The organism is Snodgrassella sp. ESL0324 (assembly GCF_013344955.1).
Lineage (GTDB): Bacteria > Pseudomonadota > Gammaproteobacteria > Burkholderiales > Neisseriaceae > Snodgrassella > Snodgrassella alvi.
The window spans coordinates 504,712-519,545 of the sequence record NZ_JAAEDS010000012.1 but is presented as its reverse complement, the minus strand read 5'-3'; the positions used below and the strand labels follow the sequence as shown (position 1 = coordinate 519,545).

Here is a 14,834-nt window from a genome sequence, read left to right as displayed (position 1 = left end):
AACAGATTTTCTGAAATTTTAGTTTCTCAGTTTAATTTAATCTGTTACATGCTGACGCCGGCTTTGCGTGCGATGGCCAGACCATCTTCTACACTCATATATTGAGCCGGCTGGATACAATCACGCAAAACTATTTCTCCCTGGCTGAACATCACCAGTTCATTAACCGCCAGCTGCTGCCACTGCTCATTACAGGTAAGCGGTAATGTGGCAATTACAGCTACACGATCATGTGGCGTAGTAACTGCGGAAAAATCAATAGCCACGTCTTCATCTGCCAGAACAGCTTTACCAAAAGGTGCCTGCCGGATAATATAAAAAAGCAGGGTACTGGCATGGGCAATTAACCAGTCACCATTCGAAAGCATATAATTAAATAAACCATACTGACGCAGCTCAGCAGTAATTTCTGCTATAGCATTAAATAAAACTTCTCGCGAAGGCTTGTGACGAAAGCGCTGACGTAGCTGCTCAAGCAGATAGCAAAAGGCCTGTTCTGAATCCGTAGAGCCTACCGGGTTGAAATATTCACCTTCAGAAGGATTAAAACGGCGCAAATTGCCATTATGTGCAAACACCCAGTATTCTCCCCATAACTCGCGTACAAACGGATGTGTATTTACTAAATGCACTTGTCCCTGAGTAGCTTTGCGAATATGGGCTATTACATTTTCCGATTTGATTTTATATTGCTGCACCAAATCCGCTACAGGTGAGCTGGCACAAGGCTTATCATCCTGAAGCAGACGCACTCCGTGCCCCTCGAAAAAAGCAATGCCGAAACCATCTGCATGGCTGTCAGTCAGACCTCCCCGCAAACGAAAACCTTCAAAAGAAAAGACAATATCAGTAGGGGTATTGCAATCCATGCCTAACAACTGGCACATTTATTATTTCTCCATAGATAAATCAACAATATAATTTTTCGTATTTCACCAAATAAAGATTATACATCGTGATTATATTAATCCATAATTTATAAGCATGCATACCCATAAAAAAGCCTGTAACCTTAGGCCTAAAATTCAATTTGAATAAAATTTTTTATCAACTGAATATCCTTAAAGATACTGCAATAGAATTACTCTGTATAAAAAATTGTATATTTAAATACTCAATATAGATATTTATTCATAGTAAAAAACAAATTCATAATTGTTTTATATTTGAGCGAATTAATTGTTTATTTTTGATCATTGGTAAACTGATTAAATGAAAAATTGCTAAATATGTAAATAAAATAAAAATCTAAGTTTGAAAGATAAAAAATTACCTGTCAGTTTATAGCTGGCAGGTAATAATTAAAGTTAATTAAATCGGTTGATTAGCCCCAATAGGCAGCAACATTTGCTTTTTGTATAAATTGCTGCATCTGACTGGCAATATCCGGAGAGTTATAGTCGCAATCATTTGTAAATGCAGCCATGGCTTCAACCAGTTGTTGTATCTGATTTGAATTTATCCTTTTACCATCAGCAGTAATAACATTATAGTTTTGATAATCAGTATTTTCAAACCATGAAGTAACTGTTACCTGATCGTTTGTTCCGATATGGCTGATAATCAAATCAGATCCATCCTCTCTGAACCATAATTCATTACTATGATATTCTGTAAATTCAAGTGAGTTAATGTTTTTAGGATTGTAATTCCATCCTGTGTCTGTAACCGTATCCTGTCCATGACCAGCTTCAAATATATAACGATCACTTCCGCTTCCTCCATCAAGAAGATCATTTCCACTGCCACCGATTAAAATGTCGTTACCTTCATCTCCTGAAATATCATCATCACCTGCACCTCCGTAGAGAATATCATCACCTTCATATCCGAAAATAGTATCATCACCTGCACCCCCGTAAATAATATCATTTGTTTCGTCACCCTCAATGTAATCATTATCACTGGTGCCATTAATTGGCAGGTTTTTAGGAATATCAATACTTGATATAGTACCATCTTCAAATATCAATCTGTAATCCTGATAATAATCAATCTCAAAGAATTCTTTTAATCTAACTGAATCATTACTGTTATATGCACGAATAATTAAATCATTGAATTCACGGTAAAATTGGATATTATCTTTTTGAGCACCTTTAAATATCAGTTCATTGGTTAATGCTCCATCTTTAAGAGTACTATTTTCACCTCCATCTTCGATGGTATCCTGACCATGACCTTCTTCAAAAATATAGATATCCTTACAATCTTCAGAACCAATCATGTAATCGTTACCACGACCACCAATCAGAATATTATATTCACCGTTTGCAATCAGAGTGTCATCACCATCACCGGCATCTATGAAGTTATATTCATTTTCTCCAGATAATCTATCATTACCATTGCTGCCGATTAGCTGATTATACAATTCACCGGTTTCCGAATTTTCGCCTGATAAAACATCACCGGGTTTTGAAGCAGTCTGTATACCCTGAGAAATGAAATTATCAAGTATCTCTGCCATGCTTTCACCACTTTGCTCTGACAGTTTCTGCGCAATACCACTAATATCCAATGTCTGATCCTCAAAACAGAAGATAAATGCCCGATGGAAAGCATCTTTAAAATAATCTTTTAGTCTGACACAGTCATCATTTTTGTATGCATAAACTAATAAATCTTCTCCGTCACGTTTGAATACTGCATCAGTGCTTTTAGCCTCTGTAAATTTGAGCTGATTGCTCTGGGATAAGAATGGCAACTGATCGTAGCCCTTATCTTCTATAATGTCTTGCCCATGACCTTTATGAAAAATGTAAGAATCACTTTCCCAGTCACCGCCAGCCAGATAATCGTTGCCGGCTCCTCCAATCAGGGTGTCGTGTCCACCACCTCCATAAATTTCATCGTCTCCGTTACCACCATCAAGATAGTCGTCGCCATCCCTGTTAGCTTCAGAATACTCATCTCCTCCATAGAGAATGTCATTACCATCTCCTCCGTAAATAGTGTCATTGCCCATCCCACCGCTCAATTCGTCATTACCATCATAGCCATAAAGAATGTCATCACCGTCGTAACCATACAAAGTATCTGCTTTTGAACTACCTTTAATAATGTCGTTTCCAAGCCAGCCTGTATAAGCTCTATATAAAGGATTATATGGTGCTTCAAAAGGCATATGACTAATGTCATTCAGCGTAATTGTTTTATCCTGAAATATAAATTTATAGTTTCTATATCTATTGTTGTCTTCCGGATTAGCAGGATCAATGAAAAAATTACGTAAAGTGACTGAATCTTTTTCGCCATAAGCTTTAATAATCAGATCATTTCCGGACCTGATAAATGCGGTATTAACCGAATTTGAATCTTTGAAAATTAATTCGTTAATTTCATTTTCAAAATTTTCTAAACGTTTTTGCTCATCAGATTCTTCATAGTATTCCAGAGTATCATCCGGGCGGCTTGCAAAGCCGATATCTTCAATAATATCTTGTCCGTGACCTTTCTGAAAAATATAACGATCTTTTTTATAATCAGTACCTTTCAGAAATTCATTTTCTGAAGTGCTAACAACAGTATTAACGGTTGATATATTCTGAGATTGGGTCATTATTATCTCCTAAATGTAATCATTTCAATAAATAATAAAAATTATCCTGATCATATTTATATAATATTAATATGATAAATATATATTTACTGTTTATAATAAATTTGATTATCTATATGCTTCTCCTTTATAAATTAGAAAATATTTTATTAGTAATAGAATATAGAATTAATTTTAATTTTATATTCTAGAATATTGTGACAATTTAATTTTCATCTCTCGAAAGAAAATTATACTGTATCAAAGAGTTAAAAATTTAATATAAATCAAATATTCTCTTTAAATTTGATTTATATTAAATTTTTAATAAAAGTTATTGAAAAATAGAAACTGTTTCCAAATAAAACCACTTGCCGGTTATAGAGTAGCAGGTATTTATATAAAGCAAGCAGAGCTAAATCTATTAATTAATCCTATATGGCAGCTAAGTTTGCATATGAATTAAACTACAGCATTTAGTTGATTATTTCTGTATTAAAACAGGTAGAGGAAGAAAAATTATACTTATTTATTCAAGTATCAGTTATATTTATTTCATTGGTATTATAATATCCAGATAAAGCATTAATCAGTTATCTGAGCTGCACCTATTTGTTTGTATCGGAAGTTGTAATATTAAAATGTTAGGTAATTGAGCCTTATGAACTAATGTTTATTTAGTCTGAGGTATCTATGTGATTAATGATTAATTCATTAGAATTTAAGCTAAACAAAGTTCATTGCTGGCGCAGCCGGAGACAAAGATGGTTTTTATATCATCAGGAAGAATGGTATTTTCTACTATTTCATCCAGCCCGGATCCTGATATAAAAAAGTAGATGTTACTTTCGGTTGTTCCCAGAGAGAATTAAGACTCTTACCTTCAATCAGGATACAATTATTATTATTTCTATATATGACAATCATTGCCACTTCTGCAAATTTATAGTTACTTAGTTGCAATAATAGTATTCATATTTTATGCATTTTTGCTTTTAATATTGTTTTTAAGTTAAGTATGTATATTTATAAATAATTTATTACATTGTTATAGTTAATTTTTGGGTTGAAATTATTAAATGATAATTAAAATTTAATTTATATATATATCTTAGTTTAATTTTATATTTTTAGTATAAACTGATTTATCAGGTCAAATATATATTAATGCAAACGGAGATTTCTTTTACTTGATTTTTGGGCGGATGAGGTCATATTGTTTGATTATTTTGCCGGGATTGGAATGATGACAGAAAATAAAATGGTGCAAGCAGATCAGTTAACGAGGTTTATGTTTGATGACTGTCCTGTACGTGGTCTGCATGTGAATTTGCAGCAGGTATGGCGGCATGTGGCAGAAAATAAAATCTATCCTAAGGCAATTCATCAGGCTCTGGGTGAGCTGACTGTGGCTGCGGTATTGTTGGCCAGTAATCTGAAATTTGATGGTAATCTGATTGTACAGGTGCAGGGTAAGGGCGTTTTGAAAATGCTGGTGGCGGAAGCTACATCGGCAGCAACCTGCCGGGCAACAGCACGCTGGGATGAATCTGCTGTCATTGATGACAATATGACACTGGTAGATTTGCTTGGTGAAGGAGGAATGTTTGTACTGACTTTGCAGCCCTCTCAGGGTGAATCCTGGCAGGGTATGGTGGAGCTTAGTGGTAGCAGTATTGCTCAGATGCTGATGAATTATATGGCGCGTTCCGAACAGCTGGCTACATATATTATGCTTGCTGCGGATGATGAGCATGCCAGCGGTCTATTACTGCAAAAGTTACCCGAACAGGATATAGATGAAGATAGCTGGACAGAGTTATCAGCTTTATCTGAGACGCTTACGGCGGATGAGTTGTTGCGGCTGGATGTGCAGACATTGCTATTCAGGCTGTTTCATGAGCATGAGCTAAGGGTGTTTACACCTCAGAATGTTGAATTTTCCTGTACCTGCTCGCGTGCTAAGGTTGGTGATATGCTGCTATTGCTTGGCGGACAAGAAGTAGGTGAGGCTGTAGCGGAGCAAGGCAGTATTGAGGTGAACTGTGATTTTTGTCATGCACGCTATGTATTTGATGAGGCAGATGTGAATTCTTTGTTTGGTACTGATATTGTGGCTACTGCGCAGGAGGAACTGGCTGCACGACAGCTTAATCATTAAATGTACATTTATAAAAAATAGCCGGATAAATGTTATCCGGCTATTTTAATGGCTAATACTGATTAAATTCTGATTTAGTGCTGCATCAATGTTTCGATTTCTGCGGTAGTTTTAGGTACAGAAGCAGTGAGTACTTCATTACCGGTTTCTGTAATCAGAACGTTGTCTTCAATGCGGATACCAATATTATGAAATGCCTGAGGTATATCATCTGCTGCGCTGATATATAAACCAGGCTCTATGGTCGTTACCATTCCCGCCTGAAGCAAAATAGGCTGTTCATTGCTGTCAAAACGGCCACCAACATCATGAACATCCAGTCCGAGCCAGTGTCCGAGCCCATGCATATAAAAACGCCGATAAGTCTGAGTTTCAATATTCTGTTCGAGACTGCCATGGAGGATGCCCAGATCAATCAGCCCCTGGGTTAGCATGCTGATGGCTGTAGCACTGATATTCTGCCAATTTGCTTGTTTTACAGTAGAGGCAATGCTCGCCTGGTTAACAGCCAGTACTATATCGTAGATATCTTTTTGTGCACTGCTGAAACGCCCGCTGACGGGAAAGGTGCGGCTAATATCACCAGCATACATCTGGTATTCGGCACCTGCATCAATCATGAGTAAATCATTTTGCTGCAACTGACAGTTATTGCTGACATAATGCAGACAACAGGCATTTTTGCCCCCGGCAACTATGCTGTTGTACGATGGATAGCGTGCTCCGCGTTGCATGAATTCATGCAGAATTTCTGCCTCTACCTGATATTCATACTGACCGGCACGAGTAGTCTGCATGGCACGAATATGAGCTTGTGCGCTGATTTCTGCGGCAATGCGCATGATCGACTGTTCATGTTTATCTTTGATAAGACGCATCGGATCAAGGATGCTGACCAGATTTACCAGGCTGTCAGGTGCAATCTTACTGCCATTAGCACTGCGATAATTGGCTATACGGGCAACTTCATACCATAATTCAATGAGCTTAGGGTCATTTTCAGGATATAGTCCCCACAATGCGAAGAGTCGTCGGTGACCAGCCAGTGCTTGTTTAAGCAAAACCGGCCACTGGTTGATATCATCGGCTGAGTCGAAAGCAAATTGCTCTCGTGCAGCTGTATAACCATATCGGAAACCGTTCCAGATTTCGTGTTCAGGGTCTTTATTGCGGCACAGAAGAGTGGAGGTGTGTTCACGTCCATTCAGTATCAATGCTGCTCCGGGCTCAGGAAAACCGGTCAGGTAATGAAAGTAGCTATCCTGTCTGAAGGGGTATTCTGTGTCATTACTGCGGCGTTGTTCCGGAGCGGCAAATATAATGGCAATGCCATCTTCGCCGATTTTATTCAGTACAGTCTGACGGCGTTGCTGATAAACGGTAATATCCATTTTAATATTTCTCCCTGCTGATGTTGCGGCGAGCTGTTTGTATTTGACGAGCCAGCCAAAGTGCCAGTGCGGCACCGATGAGATCGGCCATTGCATCCATTATATCGCCCTCACGTTTAGTGAACAGTGCCTGAATGATTTCGCTGGAAGCAGCCCAGATAATGGCAGTTATAATTAGCAGGCGTAGCGGAATTGTGATGCCGGCACTGAAGCAGGATTTGGACAGGAGCCAGAATTGGCCGAAAAATAAGCCAAAGTGACAGATTTTATCAAATTGCGGAATAGGCACCTGATTACCGCTTGCTTTGAAGAATAAAAAATACAGGCTGGCCAGAAACCAGATGGCGGCAAGGAACAGCCATTTATTCATCCATGATGATTTCATAATGAGTCTGTTTCAATTAGCCATTGCTGACACAGGGTAGCCAGACGGTTAAATTTACTGCCGCGCTGCTGAAACAATTGTTGCCATAGTTTTACTGTATGTACATCTGGTGCTTCATCAAGGCTGCATTCGTTGAGCCAGAAATCTAAAATTTCAGCGCATTCACCGGCAGAAGCTGTTTGAAAAAGTTCGGTTATAGCTTGCATGAATCAATGGTAATAATATGCTGTTAATGATAAAAACGGACTGAGTAACAGTCCGTTTTATGTTTATTCAGTTTCCAGTACGGCTGTAGTATAAACGTTCTGAACATCATCAAGATCTTCAAGTGCGTCTAATAAACGCTGCATTTTTTCAGCTTCTGCTCCTTGCAGAACGGTTTCATTAACTGCACGCATGGTTACTTCGCCATCGGCCGCGTGCAAACCCGCTGCTTCCAGTGCTTCTTTAACACTGCTGTACTGATAGGGCTCGGTGATGACTTCTTTAGAACCATCTTCCTGTACGATAACGTCTTCAGCACCTGCTTCGAGAGCAGCCTCCATGAGAGTATCTTCATCCACTTCCGGGCTGAAGAGTAAATAGCCCTGATGAACAAACTGAAAAGCTACTGAACCGTCTGTACCAAGATTGCCGCCATGTTTGGTGAAGGCATGGCGTACATCGGCTACGGTACGGGTTTTATTGTCGGTCAGGCAGTCTACCATTACTGCCGCTCCGCCAATGCCATAGCCTTCGTAACGCAGTTCTGCATATTCAACACCTTCAAGATTACCTGTACCTTTATCTATTGCCCGCTGAATATTATCTTTGGGCATGTTGGCATCAGTGGCTTTATCCATTGCCAGACGCAGGCGTGGATTGGCATTCGGATCGCCACCGCCCAGACGGGCTGCAATGGTAATTTCTTTAATCAGGCGGGTGAAGATTTTGCCGCGTTTGGCATCCTGACGACCTTTACGATGCTGGATATTGGCCCACTTACTATGTCCTGCCATTTTAAATTCCTTATTGCTATGTTGATTTTACGTACCAAAACAATGCCAAAGCTGAGCGCTTTGGCAAGTTTTAATACCATCAAATAATTGAAATATGGTATTAATTTTACCATATTGCTCTTTTATTGAGTAGATTCTATCCGGATAGTATAAACGGCGGGTAATCTGGATTACTGTTTGCCTGCTGAGGTTTGCCAGTATTTGAGCCATGCCTCGCAGCCGGCATGGATGATGGTGCAGGTTTCTGTAAAATTACCGCTGAAATAAGGGTCTGGTACGTAGTCATATTCGCTGTCTGGTAATAAATCGGTAATTTTGTAGACTTTATCCGGACGGCTACACCCAAAAATACGGGATAAGTCCTGCAGGTTTTTATCATCCATAGCAATAATATGATCGTAAATGGCAATATCCTCCGGCCTTACTTCACTACTTTGAAAATCTTTAGTACTGATTTGTTTTGCATGCAGAATTTCTTTGGTGCCTGAGTGCATGTCTTCACCATTGTGCCAGCCGGAAGTGCCGGCGCTGGCAATTTCAATCTGTTCACTCAGACCTTTTTTTGTTACCAGGTCGCGCAGAATGTATTCTGCCATGGGAGAACGGCAAATATTACCCAGACAGACAAATAATACTTTAGTTGCAGCCATCAGTGACTCCGTGGGAAAAGTGGGTTATGCCCGACCATATTGATAGATTGGGCATAATTAGGCAATTGGGCCTGCGCACTGATTGGTTCATGTAACAGACGAATATTTTCAACATTGCACTCAGCCAGAAGATCAATGAAATTTTGTATTATGCTGTCAATGTTGTCTGCCTGTGTCAGCGGCCAGCGGAAAATTTGTGGCTGAAGTTCAAATACACTGTCGGTTGCGTTGAAGCCAAATAATATATTCCCGCCTTCCTGAGCAGCAATAACTACGCCAACCCGCGGACTTTGCAGGCGAATCGCCCGGATAGCATTAGTCGTAAAGACATCACAGGCCATTCGCAGACGCATGGCACTGCCAGAGCGTAAGGCGTTTAATGGTGATTGTGGCGCAAGCGGGTTGATAAACAGCGTAGCACCGGCTGTAGCCAGATGAGTTTGCCAGACTTGCATGAGCGGCAGGGCAGTATCTGCCAGATTGCAGTTAAGGGCAGACTGAATGTCTGGTCCGGAAAAACCAAGGGCATAAAAAACCTGTACTGATTGTCCGCTTTCAACTATTAGTGGTGTTTTAGGTAACTGACCGAGAAAATCTGCGGCCATCTGTTGATTTTGTTTAGCAGCATACCATTGACTGGCTTTGATATGGGTCAGGGTAGTATCACTCACAAGATGAGATGCCCAGTGAATTTTATTCCATTCATCAGACCATGGACGGTTTTTGAAGATTTCAGCAATGGCTTCTGCGGGTATGCTGTCTGGCAGAGAGATATTTTCTTTAGCACCACCTACTATTATCACGGGCAAAGCCAACCATTGTACTTCTGTCTGATTACGTGCTTGTAATACAGTTTCCATATTGTTCCACAGTGCATTGTAAATATCACTATTGGCCGCCATAGCCAGTGCTACAGAAAGGTTGGTATAGTGATTTTGTGCCAGCATACGGCTGATTTCAGTTTGCAGGCTCTCACGGGCAAGGGTAGTTTGTGCTTTTGATGTAGGTGTTACTAGACTGGCTGCATGCAGCAGCAGTTCGTTTTTAACCTGATCGGTAGGAAATGCGCGGGTATCAGGCAAACAATGATGGGTGTTCATGATGTTTGATCGTTTTTATTTAGTAGGCTTAGTAAATATTCTATTGTAACAAATTAGCTTTGTCTGAAATGTATATACTGATATTTGTCTGATATTTTGTGCTTGCGGAAAAAGCTGTACATCAAGCAGACATATGACTATCCGGCTTGAAACTGAAATGTGCTGCCCATATTTTAAATTAACAACAATCATATATTTGGGCTTTTGAGAAAATTATGAAACAGACACACAGTTTTCAGACTGAAGTAAAACAGTTGTTACAGTTGATGATTCATTCTTTATACAGCAATAAAGAAATCTTTTTGCGGGAACTGATTTCCAATGCTGCCGATGCGTGCGATAAATTGCGCTTTGAGTCTCTGAATGATGCTTCTTTGCTGGGAGATGATGCAGAATTCAGGATTAAGGTTACTGCTGATGCAGAAGCTAAAACCATTACTGTATCTGATAATGGTATCGGTATGACTGAAGCCGATATTATTGAACATCTGGGCACCATTGCTAAATCCGGTACCAAAGCATTTCTGGAAAAACTGACTGGCGACGATAAAAAAGATGCCAATCTTATCGGGCAGTTTGGTGTAGGTTTTTATTCTGCATTTATCGTGGCTGATAAGGTAACTGTTGAAAGCCGCAGGGCAGGTGCCGCTGAAAATCAAGCTGTACGCTGGGTGAGTGTTGGTGACGGCGAATTTACTGTTGAACCGATTAGTAAGTCTGCCCGTGGTACAGATGTAATTCTGCATCTTAAAGATGATGAAAAAGATTTGTTGTCTGACTGGACTTTGCGCCGGATTGTAACAACTTATAGTGATCATATTTCTGTGCCGATTTATATGAAAAAAGCGCCTGAATATGATGAAGAAGGTAATGTAAAAGTTTCAGATGAGCTGGAAGTGGTTAATCAGGCTCAGGCTTTATGGCAGCGGCCGAAAAATGAAATTACCGATGAGCAGTACCAGACTTTCTATCGTCATGTATCACACGATTATGATGATGCTTTAGCGTGGACACATTTCCGTGTGGAAGGACGGCATGAATACACCGGATTGCTGTACATTCCGAAACATGCACCATTTGATTTATATGAGCGTGAACCTAAGCATGGTGTACAGTTATATGTAAAACGTGTATTCATTATGGATGATGCGAAAAAGCTGATGCCTTCTTATCTGCGTTTTATTCGCGGAGTGATCGACAGCAGCGATTTGCCTTTGAATGTATCCCGTGAAATTTTGCAGGAAAGCCGTGATCTGGATGCAATTCGCTCTGGCAGTGTTAAAAAAGTATTGTCTCTTTTAGAAGATCTGAAGAAAAATCAGCCGGAAAAATATGCTGAATTCTGGCAGGTGTTCGGTAATACACTGAAAGAAGGTATTGCTGAAGATTTCACTAATAAAGACAAAATAGCTGGTCTATGCCGGTTTGCCTCTACGCATAATGATAGTAGTGAGCAAAATGTTACTCTGGCTGATTATATTGGTCGGATGAAAGAGGGGCAGGAGAAAATTTACTATATTACTGCCGATAGTTATGCTGCTGCCAAAAATAGCCCGCATCTGGAAATTTTCCTGAAAAAAGGTGTTGAGGTACTGCTGCTGACTGATCGTGTGGATGAATGGGTGGTAAACAGCTTATCTGAATTTGACGGCAAGGGTTTGGTAAGTGTAGCCAAGGGTTCACTGGACTTAGGTAATCTGGCTGATGAGGAAGAAAAAGCAGCTCAGGCTAAAACAGAAGAAGACAATAAGGAACTGGTAGAGCAGATTAAAACTGCTCTGGGTGATAAAGTTGACGCTGTTCGTGCTACTGCCCGTTTGACAGAAAGTCCGGCATGTCTGGTTGTTGGTGAGCATGATATGAGCCAGCATCTGGCAAGAATGCTGGAAGCTTCCGGCGGCGCAGCCGGTCAAATTCCGCAGACCAAACCAACACTGGAAATCAATCCGGATCATCCTTTGATTAAGAAAATTGCTTCTGAGCAGGACGAAGTACAGCGCAATGAACTGGCTGAGCTGGTATATGATCAGGCTTTGCTGGCTGAAGGCGGTAAACTGGAAAATCCGGCGGCATTTGTAAAACGCATGAATCATTTATTGCTGACACTAAATCAGTAATATTGTTTTTATCAGACCAAAAGAGCTGCTTTATCACAAGCAGCTCTTTTGTTTTACCTGTCGGTAATTTTTTGCTGAACAGATAAAAATGTAATTTATTAAATAAGAATAGTATTTCCGTAATTAAATAGTAGTATTACAGTTGAGAGAATATTAAATTTTCTGATTGTGATAGATGATAATCTATAGTTAATCACTGATATATCACAAAATATTGATAATTATAAATAATTAAATTATTAGATGAAAATTATCAGTAAATGAACTGTGATTATATTCAAATTAATCTCTAAAATTTAACAATAGTCAAACAATATTAAGGTAAATTCTGTAATATTATTTAAATAAAATTATTTATGTTAAACTTAATGAAGTTTTTTTGTATTTAATTAAAATTTTTAAATTAGTAATTAATATATCTATAGGTTATTTATGGACGAGAGTACTGAAAAAAAATGTGATTTTTCCGACATGGGGCTTAGTGATGCATGGCTGTTCAGATTCAAATTTTATGAAGAAAATGGTATACCAAAGGTTTTCAAACAAACAGATAAATATGTAAAAAATTTTAAAAGTTTACCATTTAAGTCACAAATGACGATGGCGATGAACTGGAAAGCATTCTTTTTTGGTCCTTTCTATTATTTTTATTTAGGTATGTGGCGTAAAGCGCTAACTATATTGTTATTTTTAACAGTACTAGATTTATTACTAATACTGCTTCTTTCTAAAGCGGCAGCAGGTTGTTGTTATGCAATCTTTTGGGCTGTTATGACTAATCCTATTTATTATGTACATAGAACTAAAAAATCCAAATCTTTTAATCCTTTTGAAGGAATGCAGATTTAATATAATAAATATTTAATTTATATAAAAATTATATATTGAGTTTACTAAAATTCAATAAATATTATTTTATTTATTATTGATGAAAAATAGATATTTAATTTATTAATCCCATATTGTTTTCTATTAATTTAATAACAGCATCAATGCCAGTTGGCATTGATGCTATTATGATATATACACTTTGTACATATTTATTTATTTATACTTTTTTTATGATATATCTGAATAATATATGCCAGAATTAAAAATGCCAGAAAAGGTAAACCAAATAATAAGGTAGCATGAAATATCGGGGTAAACCATGTGGTGATCATGATGCTGATGATTGCCAATAAACCGGCTATAGTGACAAATGGAAAACCGGGTACACGGAATTTTAGTTTTTGCTGTTGCCGCTGCATCCGGATGCGAAAACACAGATGTGTCAGAAATACAGCTCCCCAGCTGAATAATGCACCAAACATAGACAAAGCTATCATAACCGGAAAAGCTGTTTCCGGATTTAAAATATAAACCAGTGCGGCGACAGCGATACCGGCAGAGGATAAAGCCAGTGCATTCAGTGGTACGCCATTACTTTTTACTTTACCGAATATTTGTGGTGCTTCGTTAGCACGAGACAGGCTGAACATCATACGGGTAGCAATATAGAGCATACTGTTCATGGCTGAAAGTGCGGCAACAATGACAATAAAGTTCAGAATACTGTCGGCAAATGGTATACCTACGTTTTTCATTACGCTGACAAACGGGCTGGTGCTTCCTTCTTGAATTAATTCCTGCCACGGTACCAGCATGACAATCAGACTGAGTGCAAGCAGATAAAATATCAATAGCCTTGCAAAAGTTCCTTTAAACGCGGTTTTAACTGCCTGTTCAGGATTGGTGGCTTCACCTGCGGCTATAGCGATCATTTCAATACCGAGATAGCTGAAAATGGAAATAATCACACCGGTCCAGATACCGGAAAATCCATGCGGAGCAAAACCGCCGCTAAACATGTTTTGTTCAATTCTGCTGATACTGCTTTGCGTTAGTAATACACTGACGGCCAGTACAATAAATACGATAATGGCAAAAATTTTAATGGTGGAAAACCAGTATTCAACTGAACCGAAAGCTTTGACACTATAGGCATTAACGCCGATCAGGCAGCATGAAAACAGTGCAATCCATATCCATGAATCAACCTGTGGAAACCAGAATTTCATGTATTCAGCAATGGCAGTGACTTCTGTACCCACAGCCAGAACAATACAGGCCCAGTAACTGTAACGCACCAGAAAACCGGCCAGAGGATGCAGATAAAATTCAGCATAAGCACCAAAAGAACCCGAAGTAGGGTGCTGCACAGTCATTTCAGCCAGACATCCCATTAAAGCCAGTGCAATCATGCCGCCCAGTGCATAACTGATGATAACAGCAGGGCCGGCAAAGCCAATGGCAAATTTGCTGCCCAGAAATAAGCCGGTTCCTATTGCTCCGCCAATGGCAATCATGCTCATCTGACCGGCGGATAGCTTTTTGTGTAATCCTGTTTCCCGAGACTGAATACGCTCGAAATTACCCATCGTTTTTCCTTAAGATGAAAAGCATAAGCCGAGCAGAATATTCATGCCCGGCCTGTACCTGTGTGGATTAA

General features: G+C 39.1%; 12 protein-coding genes. 3 read left to right on the top strand and 9 right to left on the bottom strand.

Going from position 1 to position 14,834, the window contains the following annotated elements; translation table 11 throughout:
* Positions 1-44 precede the first annotated feature (44 nt).
* Positions 45-887 (bottom strand): class II glutamine amidotransferase, encoded by an 843-nt coding sequence (locus GYY70_RS04475; protein ID WP_174831410.1) that lies wholly within the window; start codon positions 885-887, stop codon positions 45-47.
* Positions 888-1,324: 437 nt separating this feature from the next.
* The gene (locus GYY70_RS04470; RefSeq protein WP_174831409.1) at positions 1,325-3,562 is read right to left on the bottom strand and encodes a calcium-binding protein; all 2,238 of its coding nucleotides are present in this window, start codon (positions 3,560-3,562) and stop codon (positions 1,325-1,327) included.
* 1,225 nt (positions 3,563-4,787) lie between these two features.
* Here GYY70_RS04470 and hslO point away from each other — a divergent pair.
* The gene (hslO, locus tag GYY70_RS04465) at positions 4,788-5,702 is read left to right on the top strand and encodes an Hsp33 family molecular chaperone HslO (protein ID WP_078474318.1); all 915 of its coding nucleotides are present in this window, start codon (positions 4,788-4,790) and stop codon (positions 5,700-5,702) included.
* A gap of 74 nt (positions 5,703-5,776) precedes the next feature.
* Here the strand turns inward: hslO and GYY70_RS04460 are convergent, their stop codons facing one another.
* From GYY70_RS04460 to GYY70_RS04435, 6 genes are all read right to left on the bottom strand, one after another.
* Positions 5,777-7,093, bottom strand: a complete 1,317-nt coding sequence (locus tag GYY70_RS04460; protein WP_174831408.1) for an aminopeptidase P N-terminal domain-containing protein — start codon at positions 7,091-7,093, stop codon at positions 5,777-5,779.
* A gap of 1 nt (position 7,094) precedes the next feature.
* Positions 7,095-7,478, bottom strand: coding sequence for a VanZ family protein (locus GYY70_RS04455; protein ID WP_238791819.1), 384 nt, complete (start codon positions 7,476-7,478; stop codon positions 7,095-7,097).
* Positions 7,475-7,684, bottom strand: a complete 210-nt coding sequence (locus GYY70_RS04450; protein ID WP_025330322.1) for a hypothetical protein — start codon at positions 7,682-7,684, stop codon at positions 7,475-7,477. Before GYY70_RS04450 ends, GYY70_RS04455 begins: the two co-directional genes overlap by 4 nt.
* 63 nt (positions 7,685-7,747) lie before the next feature.
* The gene (locus GYY70_RS04445; RefSeq protein WP_174831407.1) at positions 7,748-8,476 is read right to left on the bottom strand and encodes a YebC/PmpR family DNA-binding transcriptional regulator; all 729 of its coding nucleotides are present in this window, start codon (positions 8,474-8,476) and stop codon (positions 7,748-7,750) included.
* Positions 8,477-8,646: 170 nt separating this feature from the next.
* Entirely contained in the window at positions 8,647-9,126 is a 480-nt protein-coding gene (locus GYY70_RS04440; protein ID WP_084547142.1) for a low molecular weight protein-tyrosine-phosphatase, read from the bottom strand.
* Complete coding sequence (locus GYY70_RS04435) at positions 9,126-10,226, bottom strand: conjugal transfer protein (protein WP_174831406.1); 1,101 nt, start codon at positions 10,224-10,226, stop codon at positions 9,126-9,128. The genes GYY70_RS04440 and GYY70_RS04435 overlap by 1 nt, the downstream gene beginning before the upstream one ends.
* 215 nt (positions 10,227-10,441) lie before the next feature.
* On the opposite strand from GYY70_RS04435, the gene htpG reads away from it, so the two are divergent.
* Together htpG and GYY70_RS04425 are read left to right on the top strand one after the other, a co-directional pair.
* Positions 10,442-12,343 carry a molecular chaperone HtpG gene (gene htpG / locus GYY70_RS04430; protein ID WP_174831405.1) on the top strand — a complete coding sequence of 634 codons (1,902 nt, stop codon included), beginning with the start codon at positions 10,442-10,444 and terminating at the stop codon, positions 12,341-12,343.
* A 432-nt stretch (positions 12,344-12,775) separates the two neighbouring features.
* Positions 12,776-13,192, top strand: a complete 417-nt coding sequence (locus GYY70_RS04425) for a DUF2628 domain-containing protein (protein WP_037392114.1) — start codon at positions 12,776-12,778, stop codon at positions 13,190-13,192.
* 191 nt (positions 13,193-13,383) lie between these two features.
* Here GYY70_RS04425 and GYY70_RS04420 read toward each other — a convergent pair whose 3' ends face one another.
* A complete protein-coding gene (locus tag GYY70_RS04420) occupies positions 13,384-14,763 on the bottom strand; it encodes an amino acid permease (RefSeq protein WP_174831404.1) in 1,380 nt (459 codons plus the stop codon).
* Between the last annotated feature and the right edge of the window lie 71 nt (positions 14,764-14,834).

Excerpts from the sequence above, each read along its gene's own strand:
- GYY70_RS04475 (WP_174831410.1), bottom strand. The coding sequence starts at position 887 with ATGTGCCAGTTGTTAGGCATGGATTGCAATACCCCTACTGATATTGTC.
- GYY70_RS04470 (WP_174831409.1), bottom strand. The coding sequence starts at position 3,562 with ATGACCCAATCTCAGAATATATCAACCGTTAATACTGTTGTTAGCACT.
- hslO (WP_078474318.1), top strand. The coding sequence starts at position 4,788 with ATGACAGAAAATAAAATGGTGCAAGCAGATCAGTTAACGAGGTTTATG.
- GYY70_RS04460 (WP_174831408.1), bottom strand. The coding sequence starts at position 7,093 with ATGGATATTACCGTTTATCAGCAACGCCGTCAGACTGTACTGAATAAA.
- GYY70_RS04455 (WP_238791819.1), bottom strand. The coding sequence starts at position 7,478 with ATGAAATCATCATGGATGAATAAATGGCTGTTCCTTGCCGCCATCTGG.
- GYY70_RS04450 (WP_025330322.1), bottom strand. The coding sequence starts at position 7,684 with ATGCAAGCTATAACCGAACTTTTTCAAACAGCTTCTGCCGGTGAATGC.
- GYY70_RS04445 (WP_174831407.1), bottom strand. The coding sequence starts at position 8,476 with ATGGCAGGACATAGTAAGTGGGCCAATATCCAGCATCGTAAAGGTCGT.
- GYY70_RS04440 (WP_084547142.1), bottom strand. The coding sequence starts at position 9,126 with ATGGCTGCAACTAAAGTATTATTTGTCTGTCTGGGTAATATTTGCCGT.
- GYY70_RS04435 (WP_174831406.1), bottom strand. The coding sequence starts at position 10,226 with ATGAACACCCATCATTGTTTGCCTGATACCCGCGCATTTCCTACCGAT.
- htpG (WP_174831405.1), top strand. The coding sequence starts at position 10,442 with ATGAAACAGACACACAGTTTTCAGACTGAAGTAAAACAGTTGTTACAG.
- GYY70_RS04425 (WP_037392114.1), top strand. The coding sequence starts at position 12,776 with ATGGACGAGAGTACTGAAAAAAAATGTGATTTTTCCGACATGGGGCTT.
- GYY70_RS04420 (WP_174831404.1), bottom strand. The coding sequence starts at position 14,763 with ATGGGTAATTTCGAGCGTATTCAGTCTCGGGAAACAGGATTACACAAA.